Below are 22,934 nucleotides of genomic sequence, written 5' to 3'. Positions count from 1 at the left end.
CATCTCCTTCCCACTGAAGTTCATGCTGTAGCTGCGAAGCCGAGGCTCGCGCGAACACAGCCTGCCACATTATCTCCTTTGCTGGCGGCCAATGGCCAGTCGGTCATCAGCCCATACCACAACGCGAACGGCCGCCTAAGCAGCCCTGGAAGGAGCGTCAAGGGCATGCCTGCTTCAGCAGCTCCCATACATCAGGCGCTTCCCGCTCGATTCGAGCCGGTCTCCAGTTCGCGTTCAGCCAAGCCAGCGTCGTCTCGCCTTCAACGAGGCGCTCGCCTTCCGGCTCAACATACCAACCGGCTTCGGCACCCTCCTCGCCTGCACGGCAGATACTGGAGGCGAAGGTGAGGCGCAGAGGCGTCCGCTGAATGAGCTTCGTGAACACGACAACCGTGTCGTCGTATATAGCCGGGCGCATAAAATGCAGATGCAGGTCGACGACCGGCAACAGCAATCCCCGCGCTTCCAGTTCACGGTAGGTTAAGCCTTGGGCACGAATCCATTCAGTCCGGCCCACCTCGAACCAGGTGACGTAATTGCCGTGGAATACAACATCCATCCTATCGGTCTCCTGATATCTAACACGAAGCGGAAATCCATACCACGCGGCTTGCGTGTTCATTTCGGAATCGCTCATTCCCTTTCTCCCCCTATTGTATCCTATGGAGCCTTCGCTCACAAATGCAACAGAAGCAATGGCGGTTGCACCATTGCTTCTGCTTGTTTTTATGGAATCATTGTTCGTATCAAAAGCTGCCAATTAGGAAAGGCGGCTTTGGCCGATTTGGCTAATCTTGATCAAGTTCGTCGAACCTGCGCAGCCAGTAGGCACGCCAGCCGTAATGACGACGAGGTCGCCTTCGGATACGATACCCGTCTTCACGCCGCCGCGAACCGCTTCATCGAACATTTCGTCCGTCGAATTGGCCGCTTCACTCTTGACGGTAACGACGCCCCAGGACAGGCACAGTCCGCGCATCACTTGCTCCGATGGAGTGACGGCGATGATTGGCGCCTTCGGACGGTATTTGGATACCATCCGTGCCGTATAGCCTGTCTGCGTAGAGCTGATAATTGCCTTCGCATCCAACTCCAATGCAGAGTTCGCTACCGCTTGGCTGATAGCGTCGGTTACAGTTGCCTGCTGCTTCGAGCTTTGCTTCGCCAGAAGCTCATGATATTCGAGCGCAGACTCCGCTTTCTCCGCAATGCGGGACATTGTCAGCACCGACTCTACCGGATATTTACCTGCAGCCGTCTCGCCCGACAGCATGATTGCATCCGTTCCATCGAAGATGGCGTTCGCCACGTCGCTCGCTTCGGCGCGGGTCGGACGCGGGTTGCGCTGCATGGAATCAAGCATTTGCGTCGCAGTAATGACCGGCTTGCCGGCCAGGTTGCACTTCTCAATCATTCGCTTCTGAACGAGTGGAACTTCTTCGGCCGGAATCTCGACACCGAGGTCACCGCGCGCAACCATCAGACCGTCGGACACTTCCAGAATCTCGTCGAGGTTGTCCACGCCTTCTTGGTTCTCGATTTTCGAGATGATTTGGATGTGGCCTGCGTTGTTCTCTTCGAGCAGGTTGCGGATCTCCATGACGTCGCTCGCTTTACGCACAAAAGAAGCCGCAATAAAGTCGACACCCTGTTCAATACCGAAGCGGATATCACTTGCGTCTTTCTCTGTAATACCTGGCAGCGAAATCTTAACGCCTGGAACGTTTACGCCTTTTTTGCTCTTAATCGTTCCGCCGTTAACGATTTTACATTTGATTTCCGTGCCTTGAATATCAACAACAGATAGTCCGATCAGACCATCGTCGATCAAAATCGTCGAACCTACTTCCACATCTTGCGGCAATTCTTTATATGTAACCGAGATGCGGTCCTTGTCTCCCAAAATTTCTTCCGTGGTCAATGTGACATATTCGTCCTGAACGAGGTCAATCGGCTCTACCGCCAATTTTCCCGTACGGATTTCCGGGCCTTTCGTGTCGAGCAGAATAGCAACTGTCTTGTTGAGCTCAGCGCAAGCCTGGCGAATATTTTTGATGCGGTTGCCGTGCTCATCGAAGTCGCCGTGCGAGAAGTTCAGACGGGCGACATTCATGCCGGCCATAATCACTTTCTTGATGTTTTCCAAGGATTCGCTGGAAGGACCGATCGTACAGACAATTTTCGTTTTACGCATATGAGTTTCCTCCAATGTTGTGCTCTCTTTTTCTGTCTATTGTTGCATATCTTGCGTATGCCCTCATCTATCTAATTTACTATAATTCGACAAGTTTGTATATGAAGATTATCATAATATTTAGTTTTACCAGCATATACCGTTTTTATGATTCGGTACTTCCTACCTTGGTATGTTCTTCAAATACCCCGATGCGGCGGAATTTCTCATACCGGTCCTCCCGCAGTTCATCGGCGCTCATCTCCAGCAGTTCTGCCAGATGGCGGACAAGCGCTTCTCTGACTTCGGCCGAGGCAGCCGGCACATCTTTGTGAGCTCCGCCCTGCGGCTCGGGAATGATCTCCTCGATGACTTCCATTTCCTTCAGATCGTCTGCCGTAATCTTCATCGCTTCCGCCGCCTGATCGGCCTTCGACGCATCCTTCCACAAAATGGAAGCCGCGCCGTTCGGAGAGATGGCGGAATAGATTGCATTTTCAAGCATCAGCACGCGGTTGCCCACACCCAAAGCCAGCGCTCCACCACTGCCCCCTTCGCCGATTACGACGCAAATGACCGGCACGCGGAGCAGCATCATATCCCGCAGGTTGCGGGCGATCGCCTCGGATTGGCCGCGCTCTTCCGCCGTATTGCCCGGATAGGCACCCTTCGTGTCAATGAACGTTATGATCGGCCGGTTGAACTTGTCCGCTTGCTGCATTAGGCGCAGCGCCTTGCGGAAGCCTTCCGGATGGGGGCTGCCGAAGAAGCGTGCAATATTGTCCTTCGTATCTTTCCCTCGCTGATGACCAATAACCGTGACGGGAATGCCGTTCAATCGCGCCAATCCGCCAACGATCGCAAGATCGTCGCCGAACAAGCGGTCTCCGTGCATTTCGATGAAATCGGTAAAAATATGCTGAATGAAATCAAGCGCGGTCGGACGTTGATGATGTCGTGCCAAGTGCATCTTCTGCGACGGACTGATCGTAGTGTAAATGTCCTCGGCCAGCTTGGCGTAACGCTGCTCCAACCGGGCGATTTCTTCAGTAAAGTCAATGTTCTTTTCTTTGCCGAACCGCTTAAGCTCGTCTATTTTTTTCTTCAACTCTACCAAAGGCTGCTCGAACGGAAGCTCACCCGCCATGCGTCACCTCTCCTTTCACGGTATGCAGATCAATCAGCTTGTTCAATGTTTGGCGCATGTCTTTGCGCGGAACGACCAGATCGATCTGTCCGTGCTTCAAATTAAATTCCGCCGTCTGGAACTCGTCCGGCAGCTTCTGGCGAATCGTCTGCTCGATGACAAGTCGTCCGGCAAAGCCAATTCTTGCGCCTGGCTCCGCTATAATAATGTCGCCAAGCATCGCGAAGCTGGCCGATACGCCGCCCATCGTCGGATCGGTGAAGACGGAAATGTACAAACCGCCCGCCTCATGGAACTTGGCCAACGCCGCGCTCGTCTTCGCCATTTGCATCAGGCTCAGAATGCTTTCCTGCATCCGCGCTCCACCAGAGGTGGAGAAGATGATCAGAGGATATTGCTTCTGCTGCGCCGTCTCAATCGCGCGCGTCACCTTCTCGCCGACGACCGAGCCCATGCTGCCTGTGAAAAACTCGAAGCTCATGACGGCAACCACAACCGGAAAACCGCCTATGGTGCCTTCCCCCGTGATTACGGCTTCTTTCAAGCCCGTCTTTGCTTTTTGAAGATTTAGCTTCTCCATATAATCTGGGAATTGAAGCGGGTCGACAGAATCCATTTCCGCGTCATATTCAAAGAAACGGCCTTCATCCAAGGTCATTTCGATGCGTTCCCACGCATTCAATCGCAGATGATGAGTGCACTCCGAGCATACCTTCAGGTTTTTTTGCAATTCTTTATGATACTGAATCGTGCCGCATTTCGGGCATTTGTTCATTAACCCTTCGGGTATTTCACGCTTAGGACGATCATCGTTCATCATCGGCGAAGGCACTGTTGCGTACTTTTTCTTTTGAAATAAGTCTTTAAACACCCGTTACACCTCTTTAGGCGTGATTTCTCAGCAAGGAGCAGTCTTGCGGCTCCCCAGAGATTGTCCTAACCGCAGGCAATAAAAATCGGCTGTCTGAACAACCTAGCGTTCATCCATCAGCCGTCTCATGCATGCAAAATCGAATTGAGCACCTCTTGAACTTCCTCGACTTCCCCGGAAGGTACCAGGATTTCAAATTGTTGTTTGGAGAGATGGACAGGGCGAACCTGAACGAGAAATCCTTCCTCTGTCAATCTGATCCGGATCTTCTCTGCTAAATTGGCAGTCGGAGCGATGTAGATGACTGTCCACATGCGCGTATGACCCCCCTAACGTCCCAAGTACGGCTCATATAATGCCATTATGATAACATAATTGACATTTTCACCGCAACCAAATCCGGTGGAATCGCTAACCGCCATGTATGTCAGGGGAGTCCTCGGGGCCTCCGTTCAAGCTACAGCGCGTCATCTGCCGCATCGTAGCTGCGTGCGTCCCGGTTCCGGTGCGCGATGCGGGCGGAAGCTGCCGCTGCCAATCCGGCGACGATATCGTCGAGAAAGACGTGCACCTGTTCCCGGTTATCGTTGAGCTCACGGATGACGCCGATTTTTGCTTTGTCCAAATAGCCGAAGCTCGTTAACCCAATCATGCCGTATACGTTCGTAATCCCCATCGCGAGCGTTTCGTCCACCCCGTACAAGGATTCATCCGCCTCCATAATCGATTGCAGCGGCTCTGGCAGCCGTTTCTGCTCCGCCAGCTCATCCAGCGCAATGCCGGTAATGAGCGTGTATTGGACTTCCCGCTTGCGGATTACCGTCTGCACACTATCCAGGCACGCTTCCATCGTCAGGGACGCATTGTAAGGCGACTGAAGCTGATAGACGATGTCCGCGATGCTGTCCAGGGTGACACCCCGCCGGTTGAGCCATTGCTCGGCCAAATCGAGCGGCATGGCCATCCCCTCCCTTCCCTGTCCTCCGTTCGGACTTGTCTCCTGCATCTGAGACGTATCTAAAATGTATGCGGAAGGGCGGGGAAATGTTCACCGCTTCATCATTATTTTACGCGTACGCTTCCTTCGCCGAAGAGCGCCTCGATGCGCTTGAACAGGTCCGGCGAAGGCTTCAGCGCGTACGAGTCGTTCAGCGCGAGCAGCTGCTGTTCGCGCTCGTAGAACAGCACGGTCGGCAGCGGGCCGGGCTGCGTCTGGAGGAGCCGCTTGAGCTCCTCCAGCAGCTCCGGCCGCTCGCGGTCGGCCGTAATCTTGATGTAGACGCGCTGGCGCTTCGCCCCGCGCGGCGCGCCCTTGGCGCCGGAGCCCGCCGATGGCGCCTGCTGCGGCTGGCGGGCCGGAGCCGGGCGCTGCGGCGCAGCGCGGTGTCCGGCGGCTTCGGCCGCTACGGGCGCATCGCCGTCCGGCACGCGCATCCCTGCGGCAAGCGGCTTGCGCCGCCGGGCGGCGATGCGCTTCGCCAGGCCGGAGACCGCGCCGGCCTCGAGCGGCACCACCTCGTGGGCGAGCAGCTTGAAGCCCTCGTCCTCAAGCTGCACCTTCGCCTGCACCGCCACGAGCGCGCCCTTGCCAACGAGCCGCTCCGCCCGCTTCCACACTTCCGGGAACAGCACGACCTCGGCCCGTTCCACGCGGTCCTCCAGCTCGGCGAAGGCCATCGGCTTGCCCTTTTTCGTCGTAATGGTGCGGAGCGACACGATCATGCCGGCGACGATGCACTCGCTCTCGTCAGGCGCTTCGTGCAGATCGACGAGCCGGTCGGTGTCGAGCTCCTCCAGCAATTGATCATATTCGTCCAGCGGATGCCCGGACAAATAGAGACCGAGCAGCTCCCGCTCCAGCTCCAGCTGCTGCGACATTGTAAGCGGCTGGACATCGGGATAATCAATCGTCCAGTTGTTCACCTCGACGAGATCGAGGAATTGGATCTGCAAATCTTCCCGATCCTTGCGCCACTTCGCGGCTGCCTCCAGCGTCTCGTCGATCATGGCGAGCAGTTGGGCGCGGTGGCCCGGCAAGGAATCAAAGGCTCCGCCTTGGATGAGCGACTCGATAACCCGGCGGTTGCAGACCCGCAGATCGACCCGCTGGCAAAAATCGAGCAAATCCGCATAAGGCCGTTCCTGCCGCTCGCGAATAATGCTCTCGATCGCCAGCGTGCCGACATTCTTGATCGCGCCCAGGCCGAAGCGAATGCCGCCCGCAACCGGGGTGAACGGCACGAAGCTCTCATTGACATCCGGCGGCAGCACCTCGATGCCGAGCCGCCGGCAATCGTCGATATATTCCGCCACCTTCCGGTGGCTGCCCATATTGGCCGTCAACATGGACGCCATGAATTCTGTCGGATAATGCGTCTTCAGATAAGCCGTCTGGAAGGCAAGCACGGCATACGCCGCCGCATGGGCACGCGGGAAGCCGTAGTCGGCGAAGCGGACGATCATGTCGTACACCCGGTTCGCTTCTTCCGCCGAATAGCCTTGCCCCAGACTGCCTTCCACGAAATGCTGGCGCTGCTGATCCAGCACTTCACGCTTCTTCTTCGATACGGCCCGCCGCAGCAGATCCGCTTCCCCCAGGCTGAATCCCGCCATCTGCGAAGCGATATGCATAATCTGCTCCTGGTAGACGATAATGCCGTAGGTATCCCGGAGAATCGGCTCCAGATCGGGATGCGGGTATTCCACCGGCTTCAGGCCGTGCTTCCTCTGAATAAAATTCGGGATGAACTCCATCGGACCCGGCCGGTACAGAGCGAGGACAGATATGATATCCTCGAACGAGGACGGCTTCAATTCCCGCAGCACGCGGCGCATGCCGGCCGATTCCAATTGGAATACGCCCGTCGTATCCCCCTTGCCCAGAAGAGCATAGGTGGCCGGATCCGTATCGTCGAGCGCGTTCAGGCTGATCTCGTCCCCCGTATCCTTCTTCACCCAGCCAAGCGTGCGCTCGATGATCGATAAGGTGCGCAGGCCGAGGAAGTCCATCTTCAGCAGCCCGACCGCTTCCAAATGCTCCATCGAATACTGCGTAAGCGCCGCATGCTCCGTCCCGGCCTGGAGCGGCACGTAATGGGTCAGCGGCTCCCGGCTGATGACGACGCCAGCCGCATGGGTCGACGCGTGGCGCGGCATCCGTTCCACCTTCGCCGCCATGTCGAGCAGCTCGCCGATGCGGGGCTGGCGCTCCTTCCATTCACGCAGCTCGCTGCTGGCGTTCAGAGCCTTCGCCAGCGTCATGCCTACCTGGTTCGGGATCAGCTTGGCGGCCCGATCCGTCTCGTTATACGGCACGTTCAGCACCCGGCCGACATCCCGTACGGCCGCTCGCGCGGCCATCGTGCCGAAGGTGATGATCTGCGCCACTCGATCATGGCCGTATTTGTCTGCCACATAGCGGATGACCTCGTCGCGCCTCTCGTCATTGAAGTCGATGTCGATATCCGGCATCGTAATCCGTTCCGGGTTGAGGAACCGCTCGAACAGCAGCCGGTATTTGAGCGGATCCACATTCGTAATACGCAGGCTGTAGGCGACCAGACTGCCGGCGGACGAACCCCGGCCGGGTCCGGTCATAATGCCCTGCTCATGCGCGAAGCGGATGAAATCCCACACGATGAGGAAATAATCGGAGAACCCCATCTTCTCGATCGTGTCGAGCTCATAGTTCAGCCGCTCCTGCGCGGCCGTACGGAACTCCTCGTCCGACCAGGCGGGCAGCTCCGCATAGCGCCGTTCAAGCCCTTCCTGACACAGCTGGCGCAAATAATCAGGGGCGGACAGCCCCGGCGGCAGCGGCTCGAAGGAAGGAAGAATCGAGGCTCCAAGGTCCAGCGTCACCTGACACTCCTCTGCAATGCGCACCGTATTGGCCACCGCCTCCGGAACGTGGCGGAACAGCGCGTTCATCTCCTCCGCCGACTTGAAATACATCTGGGTCGTCCCCATTTTCAGCCGATCCTCGTCTTCCTTCGTCTTGCCCGTGCCGATGCAAATGAGGACATCCTGCACCGCGGCGTCCTCTTCCTCCATATAGTGCACATCATTCGTCACCGTAAGCGGGATGCCCGTCTCCTCGCTGAGCGCGACAAGGCCGAGATTGACCTTCTTCTGCTCAGGCAGCCCGTGGTCTTGCAGCTCGAGATAGAATCCGTCCTTGAAAATATCGCGGTAACGCTCCGCCGCCTCGCGGGCGGCCTCTGCTCGCCCGTGGAGCACATGCTGGGACACCTCTCCTCCAAGGCAGGCGCTCAGCGCGATGATGCCGTCCGCATGCCGGCGCAGCGTGTCCATGTCCACCCGGGGCTTGTAATGAAATCCTTCCAAATGCCCGATGGACGTAATCCGCATCAGATTGCGATAGCCTTCTTCATTTTTTGCCAGGAGAATCAGGTGATAGTTCGGCTGCTCCTTGCGGGAGCCCTTATCATGAAGCGACCCGGCCGTAACATAAGCTTCCATGCCAATAATTGGCTTGACTCCGTGCGCAAGGCAAGCTTTGTAGAAGGCGATGGTCCCGTACATGACCCCATGATCCGTAAGCGCCAGCGCTTTCATCCCATATTGAGCCGCCCGTGCGGCCAGATTCTCGATGCGGGCCGCACCGTCAAGCAGGCTGTATTCACTGTGAACATGCAGGTGCACGAACGGTTCCATAGCCTTCCCCTCCTTCTTATGCCGTGCCATGTATGGGAACATATTTTCGTCTATCTTGTATTGTATCATATTTTTTCACGGAAATTCTATATATGTATAAAGGACATCTTGTCCGCAGGCACCCGCGGGAGCAGGAAAGGAGAAGCCATTCAATGGGTACGTTTCTGTCCAAAGCGCTTATCGATTTTTTTATCGCCTTCGGTGTTGTGCTGGGCGGATCAATACTAGCCGGCATCGGAGCCGTCGTCGCGCTGCAATCGCCGATCGATACGATGCAGCATATTTCCGAGCAGCTGAAAATATGGGCCGTCGTCGCCGCCGTAGGCGGAACGATCGACCCGATACGTGTCATCGAAAGCAACTTCCTGGACGGGAACCTCTCCCCGGTGTTCAAGCAGCTGCTCTACATCCTCGTCTCCTTCATCGGCGCCCATATGGGAACCGAGATGATTCAATGGATATGCCGAAGCCGAATCTAGCCGCAGAAGGGTGCCGTCAGCGAGAGGAGGCGGGCCTATGCGGCTGAAGGCAGTACCTAGATGGCTGGGCGACATCGCGCTCGTCCTGGTCGGAGCCGTCATTGGGGCGGCGGTATACCACGCCATGCACCTGCACCAATTCAACGAGTTGATGATGATGAATATCGATCTGCAGGACAGGCTGGCCCACTATAAGGCGGAGGCGGAGGATCTGCTTCGCTACAAGAATCGGCGGACGATTATCAAGAGCATCGAGGTTCATATTTATGAGCCCGCTACGGGCACGGCTCTTCCCCAGGCCCATGAGACCGAGATTCGGCGCCGCCTGCTCAAGGATTTATCCGGCTTGAAGGGCAGGGACGTCTTCCAGATTGACGAACATTCGAAGCTGGTCGAGGGTCTCTTGGCCCACAAGATATATCCCGATGTGCAAGAGAAGGACTACACCGTGCTGCTGCGCACGATGCTTGTCACCGAGGGCGTGCTTCACGTGTGGGTCGATGTCAAACTTTATATTCCGGCGAAGGTGTCCTAAATATTGGGATGAGGCGCAATCTGTGATACACTAGGGACAGCCAGAAGCTATGAAAAGCAAGTGAGAAGGAGAGTTCTTCCTGATGGAATGGATTCAATGGACGCTATTCCTGTTATTGTGCATCACATCCGTGCTGTCCGTCTTTTTCAGCATCCGCTCCCGGCGGCAGACGGACACGGTGCTCCGCGGCCTGTTCACGGCCAGAATGAACATCTGCATGGGACTGATGCTGCTCTGCCTGGCCGGCATTCAGGCGATCGCGTACTCCGCCTCGACGATGCGCATCATTGTCGGTGCCGCCGTTATGCTGATCGGACTGTTCAATCTGCTGGCCGGAGTGCGCAACCATATGCATTTCCAGCGCATTCTTGACGGGGTCGGCTCCTCGAAATAAGCCCGTCATACATCCGTGCGTCACGCGTCAGCGCGCGACAATAGCCTCTGCCCGAGATGGGCAGAGGCTATTCGCCGGTGAAAGACGGGGATCAGTCGTGATCGATCGACTGCATCGTCATCATCGCTTTGGCCGCCAGCACCTCTCCATGCCGAATCTCGACCTCCAGCTTGCAGAACTTCCGGCTCATTTCGATCAATTGAGGCTTCAGGGTAACGACATCTTCAATCTGGAGCGGACGGACGAAATACGTGGTGATATTGTCCATCACATGATCGTAGCTTCGCATCTCCTTGACCGCCCTCAGCGCGGCTTGCGTCATCAGCGTCGTCAGTATGCCCTCCGACACCGCGCCGAAGCCGTTGACCATCTGGGGCGTAATCCCCCCACGGAACATCGGATTGCCTTCCTCGTCCCGCTGCTCCTCAAATCCGTTCCATATCAAATCAACGAACGTCTCCCCCAATTGCGTCTCCTGACGCGCGTCACGCAGCGCGCTCAGCACCTCGCGGCGCGTTACGACGGCAATCAGCTTGCGGCTCCGATCGACGACAGGCAGCAGCTCCACCCCTTCCCACACCATCGTATGGGCGGCCGTCGCCAGCGTCATCTGCAGCGTGGCCGTCAGCGGGCTGCGAGTATATAGCTTCTCGATGGTCTGCTGCGAATCCGCACCAAGCATATCCTTGTACGTCATCATCCCGATAACGCGGTTCCATTCGTCCACGACCGGGAAGCGGCTGTGCCCCGTCTCTTCCCGCATCCGCTCGAAATCCTGCACCGTGCTCGAAGGACGCAGCACATACATTTTCGATTTCAACGTAACGATATCCTCGATGATCATGATCTTCTTCTTGATTAACCGGTCGAACAGCGCACGGTTAATGATCGAGGCGACGGTGAACGTGTCATATTTCGACGAAAAAATCGGCAGATTCAGCGCATCGGCCAACAGCTTGACCTCGCGGCTGGTGCCGAATCCCCCGGTGATAAGAACGCCCGCGCCGTGCTGTAGGGCAAGCCGGTGGGCATCCTCCCGGTTGCCGACGATAAGCAGGCTGCCGGCATCGATATAGCGCTCCATCGCGTCGAGCTTCATCGCCCCGATGACATATTTGTTCAGCGTCTTCTCAAGACCTTTGCCGCCGCCCAGTACATGTCCGCCCAATATGTCGACCACTTCACCGAAGGTCAGGTTGTCCGACATATTACGCGGCTTTTTCTCGACGCGGACCGTTCCTATCCGCTCCTTCGTAATGACGATGCCGATGCTCTCCGCCTCCTTGACGGCGCGGTAAGCGGTCCCCTCGCTCACCGACATCTCCTTCGCCAGCTTGCGCACCGATATTTTCGTTCCCGGCTTCAAGCCCTCGATATGATGCAGCAACTGCTCATACTTCGTAACCGTCCCATCATTCCCTTCCATCTGTTACACCCCCGAACTCCGAACTGTTGTACTCTGTATTCATGATAGCACATCTTCAAAGAACGATGCAAAAAAAACGAGTCCGGCACTTGCATCCCATAGCATTCAAGGTAATACACCCTTCATCAAACTGCTCCTCATGCGGAGAACTATGAAGTGGCGCCTCATATTCAGGCGGCATTCAATTATAACAGCAGCTTCTTTCCCGACTCCTTGAACTGTTGAAAGATATAATGAAAAAAATGACCGGTTCACCGCCATTTAACGCCCTTCTCTCTTTGTTTGCTCTCCCGTTCAGTCAGGTACCCCAGGCATACTGGACGGCGGAGAACCCAACCAAAGAAAGTACCCTCCAGCTATCTTATGATTACTATCCCATCGAATCAGGTCTCCTTGCTGTCTTACGTTCACTATCCCATCAGATCAGGTGCCCCTTACTGTCTTTCGTTCACTATCCCGTTAAGTCAGGAGAGTCCAATCGACTTCTTTCAACACATCAAATTTCATCATCCTGGTTCAAACAACTGGTCAATGCCCATCTCTGGTTCAATCCTGACTTTTCTCGCAGGAACGGAACTATTCCAGGAAGCTACATCTATTCATCAAAATTTATCAAAATAAGGCGTGAAACTCTGGTTCACTGATTCGTCCATCGTGAACGGCGTTAGGGGTGTCAGGATGAGGGCGCTGGTTGAGTCATCGCGTTCTTTCTCTGAGTCGTTGGGATATTGGTCATAAGAGGCAAATAAGGGTACTAGTTTTATCCGCGATACGCCAGGTTTTTTCATTCCGGTAGTAACGGCTACTTGTCCTTGCTGTCCTGTGGAGATACTCGTCATTGCGCAAAATTATAACCGCCCATTAAAAAAGACGGTCACTTTATCTCGTCCACCTCAAAGAGTTCCGAATATTTACAGTATACTTCGTGACCATGTTGCCATCCTGAAAAAGAAAGATATAGGAAAACCAATTCCCCAGCTCCGATGGAAAAATATACCAATCAGTTCCTCTCATCATTCATGGCGAAATCGACAAGCAGATTCATTATTTCTTGTTCACTTCTCAATGCAGTAGTCCTCCGTTCTACCCTTTATCTGAGGTAAAAAGAATAACAGAGTGCCAATACGGCCGCATCCCTTGAACGAAGGCTTACATTTGTTGCTTTTTTCATAACAGACATCAATACCACGCGCGTGTTTTTCTTATTCGACGTTTTATTTTCATATTCCTTGCCTTCTCAGGTACGAACCATTGCCCATCAACGGTTACAAACGAAAAAAGACGCGGGAACGAAATGTTCCCAGCGTCTTTCTTCTTGCCGGCACCTATATTAACCTTTTTCACGATTTTTCTCTCTATCGGTACGGGCTGCGGCCGAATCGTCAACCGGTCATTGCGGTTCCGTCAATCGACGGCTCCGTCTTCGCCAGCTTCCGGTGGCTGAGAATGAAATAGATCCAGCTGCCGAGAAGCGACAGCACGAGGAAGATGGACAGCTTGCCGAGATTCAGCCAGACGTATTGGATGTCGCCCAGCGACACGACGCCGCGGAAGGCCCGGATCGTGTAAGTCATCGGGAACCAAGGGTGCAGCATCTGGAAAAATTTCGGCGTTAATTCAATCGGGAAGGTGCCTGCGGTCGAGGACAGCTGGAACACGAGCAGCAAAATGATAATGAAGCGCCCTACGTTCCCGAATGAGGTAATGAAAAATTGGATCATGGCAAAGAACGTTAAGCTCGTAACGAGACAAACGACGAAAAACATCGGCACGTTCGTCACCGGCAAATGAATCACATGGAGGACGACCAATCCGGCAATGGCAACCTGCAGAACGCTCTCCACCGTCATGAATCCGTATTTGCTCGTCATCCAGGCGGTGCCGGAAGGCGGCCGGGTGTAGGTCTCCCGCAGCGGGTAGACCATCGAGAACATCAATGCCCCGACGAAAAATCCAAGCGACAAAAAATACGGAGCCATGCCTACGCCGTAGGTCGTGACATCATGATTCGCGACTTTATCGCTGCCAACCGGGGACGTAATCATTTCATACGTCTTATCGGTCGGGTTCTGCTGCGCTTTATCCGCGCCTTCCTGTAGCTTCTGGCGAAGCTCCGCGCCGCCGGATAAAAGCTGCTCCTGACCGTCCAGCAACTGCTCGAATCCGCCGTTGATTGCATCCTTCGCTTGATCGACCTGATTCAGCATCTCGCTCATCTTGACGAAGATCATCTCCTGCACCTTATTGGCGGCTTCCTTCAGCTTCATCTCCGCCATGTCGTGCAGCAGATCTCGCGCCATCGGCTCCAGATTGTTCACCTTGTCGTCGGCCGCCTGATGAATCTTTGTGAGAATCTCCGGCGTCATCCGATCCAGCTCGTCATTCGCTTTCCGATGGAGGCCCGCCACGACCTGCGGCTCGTACTCCATCCATTTGGAATCGACCGTATCATGAAGCTTGTCGGTAAGCTGTTTCAATTTTTCCTGATAAATATCTTCGGCAACGAGATGCGCTTTGGCCAGCAGCTTCGGAGCCAGCTCATTCGCTTTGGACATCGCTACCTGCTGTGCGAGCGAACGCACCTGCGGATAGACCTGGTCGAATTTCTGGTCTGCTGCCTGATGCAGCTTGGCGAGCAGTGCGGGCTTCAACTTGTCGAGCTCCTTGTTGACCATGTTGTTCAAATCCTGCTTCACCTTGTCGCGCAGCTGCTCCAGATTGACCTGAGTCAGATTTTCCTCGACCTGGGATCGAACCTGTTCCAGCTGCTTCTTCATCGCCTCCCACTGCTGCTGGAGCTCTGGGGGCAGCTTCTCGCCGATGGGCTTAAGCTTCTCTTCCAGTTGATCGAGATTTGCCTGGATGTTATCCAGCTGCTCCTTCCCGCGCTTGATGGCATCGTCGAAGATCTGATCCACTTTCTCATCAATATAACGGTTCAGCGTCGAACGGATTGAGCTGTCAACATTCGCATACTCCTTGTCAATAATGCTGTGCATCTTCACCCGGGCAGCCGGCTCCATGTCGGCAATCGACTTGTCGACCTCCTGACTGATTTTGCCCAACACCTGGTTGAGGTTGCTATTATACGCAGTGTCGATTTCCTGATGCAGCTTCTTGCGAATCTCATCTCCATAGACGGCGGATTGCTTGTCGATCTGCGCATGAAGCTTCTCCTTCGACAATGGCGAGTACTCATTGACCATGTCGTCGATCCGCGTATGGACGGTATCATATACAATCTTGGTATACTTCTCGGCTTCGGTATCGATGTCTTGATGGACCTTTTTCATCAGTTCGGGCTTCTTCGTATCCATCGTTTTGTCTATTTCATCATGAATCAGTTGATCGAGCTTCTTCTCGTTCTCGGCCAGCATCTTCTCGACCATCGTCTCCGCTTCCGCCGTCTTCGAGTCGACCTGCGCATTCAATTCGTCCCGGAACATCTCGATTCCGGCGCCCAACTGGCTGAGACCGTCTTCGATTTTACCGGCCCCTTCGCTGGCGGCGCCTAATCCTTCGGCGACGGTATCGATCGCATTGAACATCTGCTCAACATAGGTCTCCGTCACCTTTTGCGACAGCTCCGACTTGATGCTCTGCACGACCTTGTCAGAGATTTGGCCGGACAAGAAATTATAGCTGCTATTCTCCTTATAGATCAGATTCATCGGCTTCGGATTGGGGTCGAGAATCGTGGTCGCGTTGTGCGACATCTCTTCCGGCACGATAATAAGCAAATAATACTTGTTCTCGCTTAATCCGCGCTCACCCTCCTTGCGCGACACGAAATGGAAGTCCACCGCATCATTGCTATGCAGCTTCTCAATCAGCTCATGCCCGATCGCAATCTCCTTGCCTTCATACGTCACCGGCCGGTCCTCATTAACGATTGCGACAGGCATGTTTTTGACATTGCTGTACGGATCCCAGTTCGCCACCAAATAGACGCCACTGTACAACAGCGGGATAACCAGGAGACCGAGTATCGGAATCAGGACATCCTTCGACCGGATGACCCCCATTAATTCCGACCAAAAAAACCGAAGACTCTTCATGCTGTCACCTCCTCACTGACCGAATGACCATTTTGTTAAAATAGTTCTGACACCGCAGATGTTTGATATTATACCGCCCGCCTTTTCAGAATTCAAACAGATTATTTCTGGCAATTACCCTTAAAATGGTTCGAAACTGGATTAAAATTGATATAAAAACGGCGATTTTCTCTTGTTTATAAAAATTTGCTACGGTCAAGTTCGCTGCATGAAAGAGTGGAGCGCGCATCGGCGCTTGAAGCTACGAAGAATGTATGCGAAGGGAATTCAGAACATGAAAAAACCTCCCTCTTCCTCAACGGGAAGAGGGAGGCATAGCCAGCCCATGTCGATTGCTGTTGATATTATATTACCGCTTGCCCGGCTCATATGGCGCGCCAAGCGCAGACGGCGAATTGCTCTTGCCGGCCGTGAAGATCAGCACGAGGAGCGTCAGCACATACGGTAGCATGTAAAATACTTCCGTCGGTACCGCATTGGCGAAGGAGTACAGCTGAACCTGATCTCGCAGCGCCTGCGCGAAGCCGAAGAACAACGCTGCGCACGTCGCGCCGATCGGATTCCAGCGGCCGAAGATAACCGCCGCCAGCGCGATATACCCCTGGCCGGAGATCGTATTGGACGCGAAGCTGCTGTTCGCTGTCAAAGCAATCGTCGCTCCGCCCAAGGCGGCAATCGATCCGCCGACCATGACGGACCAGCCGCGCAGCCGATTGACCTTCACCCCGGCCGTGTCCGCCGCTCCCGGGTGCTCGCCGACCGCCCGCAGCCGCAGGCCGAGCGGCGTCTTGAACATCACGTAATAGACGATGATGACGAACAGGAGCGCGATATACGTCGTCGGATACGACTGGAAGAACGCTCTACCCACGAACGGAATATCACTCAGCCAAGGAATGTGAATCCGGTGGAACACATGGCTGAGGACCGGCGTCTCGGCCGCCCCGTTGAAGATGAGCTTCACCAGGAAGAAGGTTGAGCTGGCGGCGAGCATATTGACCACGATACCGCTAATGACCTGATTCGCCTTGAAGCGAACCGAGGCAATGACATGAATGCCTGAGAAGATGACCGTAAAGATAAGCGCGGCCAGACAGCCCAGCCATGGGGAAGCCGCACCCAGTCCTGCCTGTTCGGCGTAATAAGCCACAACCGCGGAGGAAAACGCGCCTGACACCATGAAGCCTTCCAATCCGAGGTTGATAACCCCCGAACGCTCCGCAATGAGTCCGCCGAGCGCGGCGAAGACGAGTGCTGTTGCAAATACGAGAGTTCCGTTGATTAAAGATCCAAGCAATTCCATCTGTTATCCCTCCCGCTTCGCCTTTTTGGAACGTGAAAACCGTGCTAACAACCAGCGAATCATGCCTGGAGCCGCGGCGAAGAAGATGATGATGCTGATGACCATCTTGATGACCTCGCCAGGAACGTCCGCTCCGAAGCTCATGCCCTGCGCTCCGTACATTAACGCCCCGAACAGCGCGGCGGCCAACAGGACGCCCAGCGCGCCGTTCATGCCAAGCAGCGCGACGGCGATACCGTCAAAGCCGATACCGGAAGTAACGGAGGAGATAGCCATATATTTGAAGACGCCCAGCACTTCCAGCGTTCCGATCATGCCGCCCAGCATCCCCGAGAGGAAGAACGTCCGGGTAATGACCTTGGACACGCTCATGCCGGCATATTCCGCCGCATGTCTGTTATTCCCTACGGCGCGGGTCTCATACCCCCACTTCGTCCGGTTCATATATAAGTGGTACCCGATAATAGCGACGATGACGATAAAGAACCCCCAATGAACGCGGGCCCCGCTCATCAAATCGCTGAGCCAGCCGATCTGGATGCTGGCCGATTCCTGGATGCTCTGCGAACGGGACGTTCCCGATTCCGCCATGAACGCCTTGATGACTATATGGCTGAGATAGAGCGCGGTCCAGTTCAGCATGATGCAGGAGATAACCTCGTTAATGCCCCGCTTCGTCTTGAGCAGACCGACAAGCGCGCCCCACAGCCCGCCCAGAATCGTGCCGGCGATAATGGCGACGATGCCGTGCAGAATCGGCGGCAGTGATATCATATTGCCTACGATGAGCGCACCGAGCGAGCCCATCACAATCTGGCCGTCTACCCCGATGTTGAACATACCCGCACGGAACGCAATCGCTACGGCCAATCCGGCGAAGATAAGCGGAACGATCGCCCGCAACGTCTCTCCCATGTCATAGGCGGAGCCAAATATTTTCTCAACCAGCGACTGATATGCAAGCAGCGGATTATAACCTCCGGCAAGCATAACGAGAGCTCCGATAAGAATACCGAGGATGATGGCCACGAGAGAGATGATAACCGATTCTTTGGCTAGCATCGATTTAAGTTTGTTCATGACGTTCCCCCCCTTGATGCTTGCCGGCCATCATGAGACCCAGCTCCTGGTCTGTCGTTGTCTCCGGCGTCGTCTCTCCGACAATGCGCCCGTCGAACATGACGAGGATGCGGTCGGCCACATTCAATATCTCTTCCAGCTCGAACGACACGAGCAGGACCGCCTTGCCTGCGTCGCGCTGGGCGATTAATTGCTTATGCACGAATTCGATCGCCCCGACGTCCAGCCCCCGTGTCGGCTGGGCTGCGACGAGCAGCTTCGGATCTTTGTCGATCTCGCGCGCGATAATGATCTTCTGCTGGTTCCCGCCGGACATCGCCCGCACCAGTGTATGGATGCTTGGCGTCCGAATATCGAAATGCTCGACATACCGTTCCGCCACCTGTTCAATCGCCTGCTGATCCATCAAGCCTTTGCGGCTGAACTTCGGGCTGTCATATGATTTGAGCACGGCATTCTCGCTTACGTCGAAATCGAGCACCAGCCCATGCTTATGCCGATCCTGAGGGATGTAAGAGATACCCTTGTCCGAAGCGGCACGCGGAGACACGTCCGTCACATCCTGGCCAGCCAGCCGGATATGCCCGCCCGCGGTCCGGCGCATGCCGGTTATCGCTTCAATCAGCTCATTCTGACCGTTGCCGTCCACGCCCGCGATACCGACAATCTCTCCGGCGCGCACTTGGAAGCTGACGTTGTCCACGGCATGCTGCCCGTGCTCGTCCTTCACGATTAGGTTATCAACCTGAAGCATGACATCCTGCGGTGAAGCCGGCGCCTTGTCTGTCTTGAATTCGACATGCTTGCCAACCATCTTCTCGGCTAGCATCTCCGGATCCGTCTCAGACACCTTCACGGTATCAATGACTTTGCCGCGGCGGATAATCGTGCAGCGGTCCGCAACCTCCATTATTTCCTTCAGCTTGTGCGTAATGAGCAGAATCGACTTGCCTTCCGCCGCCAGCCGCTTCATAATGTGCAGCAGCTCATCGATCTCTTGCGGCGTCAGCACCGCGGTTGGCTCATCGAAAATAATAATCTCGGCGCCGCGGTACAGCGTTTTCATAATTTCGACCCGCTGCTGCATGCCGACCGAAATCGATTCGATGACCGCCTCCGGCTTCACATTCAGCCCATACTGCTCAGACAGCTGGCGTATTTTAAGGGCAGCGCCCTTTAAATCCATCTTTATGCCTCGCGTCGGCTCCATGCCGAGCACGATATTTTCCGTAACCGTAAAAGGGTGAACAAGCTTGAAATGCTGATGCACCATGCCGATGCCGCATTCAATCGCCTTGTTCGGGCCGTCCATCACAATCGGCCGGCCGTTCAGTTCAATACTGCCTTCATCAGGCTGATACAATCCGAATACGATATTCATCAATGTCGATTTGCCGGCGCCGTTTTCGCCGAGAAGCGCATGAATTTCGCCTTTTTTCAACTGCAAGCTGATTTGATCGTTTGCTACAATGCCGGGAAAGCGCTTTGTAATTCCTTTCAATTCCAGTATGATATCTCCCTTGTGCATATGGCGTTCCCCTCCGTAACACATCTCCCCGCCGCTCTAGCGGCGGGGAGACGGTATGGTGAAATTAAGTCGTCGGCACTTCAATCTCGCCGTTTACAATTTTTGCACGGTATTCTTCGACTTTGTCCAATATATCCTTAGGCACGTTTTTGTCGGAAGTCGGCGCAATATCGACGCCTTTTTCCTTCAGGCCCATAGAAGTGACTTGGCCGCCAGGGAAGTTGCCGTCCGCCAACGCCTTGGAAATCGTATATACCGCTTCGTCGACCTTCTTAATCATCGAGGTCAGCGTCACATCGTCGCCGAACTCAAGCGACTGGTCCTTGTCTACGCCGATAACCCAGACGCTGTCGCCGCGCTTCACACGCTCTTTGGCTTCATTGAATACCCCGTTGCCTGTCAAGCCGGAAGCGTGGAAAATAATATCGACGCCGTCGTCATACAACGTGGAAGCAGCCGATTTCCCCATATCGACGCGGGTGAATTGCCCCGTGTAAATCGCTTTGAAGGAAGCATCCGGATTAACCGCCTTGACGCCTTCGCGGAAGCCGGCTTCGAAGCGCTTGATAACCGGAATTTCCATGCCGCCGACGAATCCGATTTTGTTTGACTTCGTCATCGATCCGGCGATAACGCCGACCAGGAACGCGCCTTCGTTTTCTTTGAAGGAGACGGAAGCGACGTTCGGCACGATGATTTCCGAATCGACGATACCCAGCTTCGCGTCTGGATTCTCGTTGGCAATCTTCGTTACCGCATCATCCAGCGTATAAGCCGTGGCCCAGGTCAAGTCGTAGCCGCCCTTGACGAACTGGTTCAAGCTCGGATTGACTTCACCGTCATTTTTCGGCTCCAAATATTTGACTTCATAGCCGAAGTCGTCGCGCAGCTTCTGCAGGCCTTCCCAAGCGCTCTGGTTGAACGATTTATCATTCACGCTTCCCAGATCGGTAACCATCCCGACCTTGAGCTTCTTCCCGCCGTCTTCAGCGCCTTCGCCGCCGCCAGCGTTCGTGCCCCCGGATTTGTTGCCGCAGCCGGCCAGAGCGAAGGTGAACAATAGCATCGCTGATAATACCAACAACATCGATTTCTTCATTGACAAGTTCCCCCTTGAGATTAATCAATCCTTCTTCGTCTTGCATCTATCTAAAGCGAGCACGTCAGCGGGCCGCCAACAGCGATAAAAAGCTGGTCCCGTGACCTGTTCCCGTGACGCCGAAGTTGTCTGCCAGCGTAGCGGCCAAGTCGGCAAAGGTCGAGCGTACTCCGATGGAAGCGGTCTTGCCCGCAAACGTCGGATTGTAGATTAGAATCGGCACATACTCGCGTGTATGATCCGTTCCTGCATGAATCGGGTCGTTGCCGTGATCGGCCGTAATGATGAGCAGGTCTTTCTCGCCGACCCGTTCCATCATCTCCGGCAGCGCTCGGTCGAACTCCTCCAGGCAGCGGGCGTAGCCCTCCGGATCGCGCCGGTGTCCGTACAGAGAATCGAAATCAACCAGGTTGGTAAAGATCAATCCTTTCCCTGCATCTCCTAAGCGCTCAATCGTCGTCTCCATGCCGTGTGAATTGCTCTTGGTAGGATAGGAGTGATTGATTCCGCTTCCGGAGAAGATATCGTTAATTTTCCCCACGGATACCACTTCATACCCGCCCTCGGAGATGAAATTTAGAACCGTCTTCGCCGGCGGAGCAAGTGCGTAATCATGACGATTGGCGGTCCGCTTGAAGTTGCCCGGCTCACCGACGTACGGCCGCGCGATAATGCGTCCGACGGCATATGGCGCGGTCAGCGTCATCTCCCTAGCGATCTCGCATGCCGCATACAGCTCTTCCAGCGGAATAATGTCTTCATGCGCCGCAATCTGGAATACGCTGTCCGCGGACGTGTACACGATCCAGGCGCCGGTGCGCATCTGCTCTTCACCGTACTCATTCAGCACATCCGTCCCGGAAGCAGGGCGGTTGCAGAGCACCTTGCGTCCCGTCTTCTCCTCGAAAGCCTTGATGAGCGGCTCGGGAAATCCTTCCGGATAAACCTCGAATGGAATGTCGACATGCAGGCCCATCAACTCCCAATGGCCGGTCATCGTATCTTTGCCGACGGAAGTCTCGGCCATTTTGCCATAGAAGGCCAGTGGAGTTTCGGCGGGAGGAATATGCGGCAGGTCCGCGATATTGCCCAGACCGAGCGCCTGAAGATTCGGAAGCTGAATTGTCGGTACGCGCTCCGCAATATGGCCGAGCGTGTGAGAGCCGACGTCTCCAAAGCGTTCCGCATCGGGAAGCTCTCCGATTCCTACACTATCCATGACGACGACACATATTCGTTCAAACATGTTTACCACTCCTCTTCTGTTATCCAAGTTGTCTAATCGGACACCCGCGCCGGTACTTGGCTTATCCGGCGAATGTCATGTAATATATAGATGTATAAATGTAATTATGGTTTTTCGACAGGCAATATATCCATATTCCTGCCGATGAAAGGAGAATCCATGCTCAGCAGTTTACAGCACGTTTTTTTGTTACAAGACTTATCACAGGAGGATTGCGACAATATCCTTCCCCTGCTGAAAACCCGAACCTATAAGAAGAACCAGGTGCTCATCCATGAAGATGATGATAGTTCTGATATATATATTTTGCGGGAAGGACTAGTAAAAGTATATCGTCTTTATCACGACAAGGAAATTATTTTAAACTTCCAGTTCCCCGGCGATATCATCGGCGAGATGGAAACCATCGCTACCTACCCTCGCCGCGTCGCTACCGTAGAAACGATGGAGACCTCCCATTTCTGGGTCATGAACCGATCAGATTTCAACGCGATCATGGACAGACACCCGTCGGTAATGAAGAGAGCCTATAACCGGCTGCTCGATCACTTGAGCAATATGAACAACAAAGTCCGCTACCTGTCTTATCTCGACGTGCGATTGAAGCTGGCGAACTTGCTCCTGGATCTGTATTACAACCTGGGCAAGCCTGCTGAATCCGCTTACAAGATCGATTGTAAAGTGACGCATCACCTCTTGGCCAACATGATTGGTGTGACCCGGGAATCGATCTCGAAGGTCATGCGCGATCTGCAGGACGAAGGTGTGCTGATGATGAATCAGAAATACATTTACATTACCGACTTGGAGAAGCTGCAATCGATGTGCGATGACATGGATGATTCGCCCGCTTACCGCAAATGGCGTTCGCAAGATATCTTCCAACCGTAAAAATCCATGGTGCCGAATACGCGCCAT

Annotated in this window: 19 protein-coding genes; 4 read left to right on the top strand and 15 right to left on the bottom strand. The window is 54.7% G+C overall.

What is annotated here, in order from left to right:
- Positions 1 to 20 precede the first annotated feature (20 nt).
- The 8 genes from DQX05_RS31060 to DQX05_RS22975 form a co-directional block, all read right to left on the bottom strand.
- Positions 21 to 161, bottom strand: coding sequence for a hypothetical protein (locus DQX05_RS31060; protein ID WP_182914848.1), 141 nt, complete (start codon positions 159 to 161; stop codon positions 21 to 23).
- Entirely contained in the window at positions 158 to 637 is a 480-nt protein-coding gene (locus DQX05_RS23005) for an acyl-CoA thioesterase (RefSeq protein ID WP_119795451.1), read from the bottom strand. Before DQX05_RS23005 ends, DQX05_RS31060 begins: the two co-directional genes overlap by 4 nt.
- A gap of 123 nt (positions 638 to 760) precedes the next feature.
- Entirely contained in the window at positions 761 to 2,194 is a 1,434-nt protein-coding gene (gene pyk / locus DQX05_RS23000; RefSeq protein WP_119795450.1) for a pyruvate kinase, read from the bottom strand.
- Between the two features lie 145 nt (positions 2,195 to 2,339).
- Complete coding sequence (accA, locus tag DQX05_RS22995; protein ID WP_119795449.1) at positions 2,340 to 3,320, bottom strand: acetyl-CoA carboxylase carboxyl transferase subunit alpha; 981 nt, start codon at positions 3,318 to 3,320, stop codon at positions 2,340 to 2,342.
- Complete coding sequence (gene accD, locus DQX05_RS22990; RefSeq protein WP_119795448.1) at positions 3,310 to 4,191, bottom strand: acetyl-CoA carboxylase, carboxyltransferase subunit beta; 882 nt, start codon at positions 4,189 to 4,191, stop codon at positions 3,310 to 3,312. The genes accA and accD overlap by 11 nt, the downstream gene beginning before the upstream one ends.
- Before the next feature lie 125 nt (positions 4,192 to 4,316).
- Positions 4,317 to 4,505 (bottom strand): glutamate decarboxylase, encoded by a 189-nt coding sequence (locus tag DQX05_RS22985; protein WP_087445247.1) that lies wholly within the window; start codon positions 4,503 to 4,505, stop codon positions 4,317 to 4,319.
- A 143-nt stretch (positions 4,506 to 4,648) separates the two neighbouring features.
- Complete coding sequence (locus DQX05_RS22980; RefSeq protein WP_119795447.1) at positions 4,649 to 5,149, bottom strand: phosphatidylglycerophosphatase A family protein; 501 nt, start codon at positions 5,147 to 5,149, stop codon at positions 4,649 to 4,651.
- 104 nt (positions 5,150 to 5,253) lie between these two features.
- Positions 5,254 to 8,868 carry a DNA polymerase III subunit alpha gene (locus DQX05_RS22975; RefSeq protein ID WP_119795446.1) on the bottom strand — a complete coding sequence of 1,205 codons (3,615 nt, stop codon included), beginning with the start codon at positions 8,866 to 8,868 and terminating at the stop codon, positions 5,254 to 5,256.
- Between the two features lie 152 nt (positions 8,869 to 9,020).
- Between DQX05_RS22975 and DQX05_RS22970 the strand changes: the two genes are divergently transcribed.
- From DQX05_RS22970 to DQX05_RS22960, 3 genes are all read left to right on the top strand, one after another.
- The gene (locus DQX05_RS22970) at positions 9,021 to 9,347 is read left to right on the top strand and encodes a YtrH family sporulation protein (RefSeq protein WP_119795445.1); all 327 of its coding nucleotides are present in this window, start codon (positions 9,021 to 9,023) and stop codon (positions 9,345 to 9,347) included.
- Between the two features lie 37 nt (positions 9,348 to 9,384).
- Entirely contained in the window at positions 9,385 to 9,882 is a 498-nt protein-coding gene (locus tag DQX05_RS22965) for a sporulation membrane protein YtrI (protein WP_119795444.1), read from the top strand.
- An 82-nt stretch (positions 9,883 to 9,964) separates the two neighbouring features.
- Positions 9,965 to 10,276, top strand: coding sequence for a YtpI family protein (locus DQX05_RS22960; protein ID WP_119795443.1), 312 nt, complete (start codon positions 9,965 to 9,967; stop codon positions 10,274 to 10,276).
- Positions 10,277 to 10,367: 91 nt separating this feature from the next.
- On the opposite strand, the gene DQX05_RS22955 is transcribed toward DQX05_RS22960, so the two are convergent.
- The 7 genes from DQX05_RS22955 to deoB all read right to left on the bottom strand — a co-directional run bounded on the left by DQX05_RS22955 (position 10,368) and on the right by deoB (position 22,016).
- On the bottom strand, positions 10,368 to 11,702 hold the full coding sequence (locus DQX05_RS22955; protein ID WP_119795442.1) for a DRTGG domain-containing protein: 1,335 nt from the start codon (positions 11,700 to 11,702) through the stop codon (positions 10,368 to 10,370).
- 1,382 nt (positions 11,703 to 13,084) lie between these two features.
- Positions 13,085 to 15,760, bottom strand: coding sequence for a YhgE/Pip domain-containing protein (locus tag DQX05_RS22950; RefSeq protein WP_119795441.1), 2,676 nt, complete (start codon positions 15,758 to 15,760; stop codon positions 13,085 to 13,087).
- A gap of 349 nt (positions 15,761 to 16,109) precedes the next feature.
- Positions 16,110 to 17,063 carry an ABC transporter permease gene (locus DQX05_RS22945; protein WP_119795440.1) on the bottom strand — a complete coding sequence of 318 codons (954 nt, stop codon included), beginning with the start codon at positions 17,061 to 17,063 and terminating at the stop codon, positions 16,110 to 16,112.
- 3 nt (positions 17,064 to 17,066) lie between these two features.
- Positions 17,067 to 18,143 carry an ABC transporter permease gene (locus tag DQX05_RS22940; protein ID WP_119795439.1) on the bottom strand — a complete coding sequence of 359 codons (1,077 nt, stop codon included), beginning with the start codon at positions 18,141 to 18,143 and terminating at the stop codon, positions 17,067 to 17,069.
- A complete protein-coding gene (locus DQX05_RS22935; protein WP_119795438.1) occupies positions 18,130 to 19,671 on the bottom strand; it encodes an ABC transporter ATP-binding protein in 1,542 nt (513 codons plus the stop codon). The genes DQX05_RS22940 and DQX05_RS22935 overlap by 14 nt, the downstream gene beginning before the upstream one ends.
- A gap of 64 nt (positions 19,672 to 19,735) precedes the next feature.
- A complete protein-coding gene (locus DQX05_RS22930; protein WP_119795437.1) occupies positions 19,736 to 20,770 on the bottom strand; it encodes a BMP family lipoprotein in 1,035 nt (344 codons plus the stop codon).
- A 64-nt stretch (positions 20,771 to 20,834) separates the two neighbouring features.
- Positions 20,835 to 22,016 (bottom strand): phosphopentomutase, encoded by a 1,182-nt coding sequence (deoB, locus tag DQX05_RS22925; RefSeq protein WP_119795436.1) that lies wholly within the window; start codon positions 22,014 to 22,016, stop codon positions 20,835 to 20,837.
- A gap of 159 nt (positions 22,017 to 22,175) precedes the next feature.
- On the opposite strand from deoB, the gene DQX05_RS22920 reads away from it, so the two are divergent.
- On the top strand, positions 22,176 to 22,907 hold the full coding sequence (locus DQX05_RS22920; RefSeq protein ID WP_119795435.1) for a Crp/Fnr family transcriptional regulator: 732 nt from the start codon (positions 22,176 to 22,178) through the stop codon (positions 22,905 to 22,907).
- Positions 22,908 to 22,934 lie beyond the last annotated feature (27 nt).

It is taken from the genome of Paenibacillus thiaminolyticus, assembly GCF_003591545.1.
GTDB lineage: Bacteria > Bacillota > Bacilli > Paenibacillales > Paenibacillaceae > Paenibacillus_B > Paenibacillus_B thiaminolyticus_A.
Note: the sequence above shows the minus strand (reverse complement) of the source record. Positions and strands in the feature narration are given on the sequence as shown.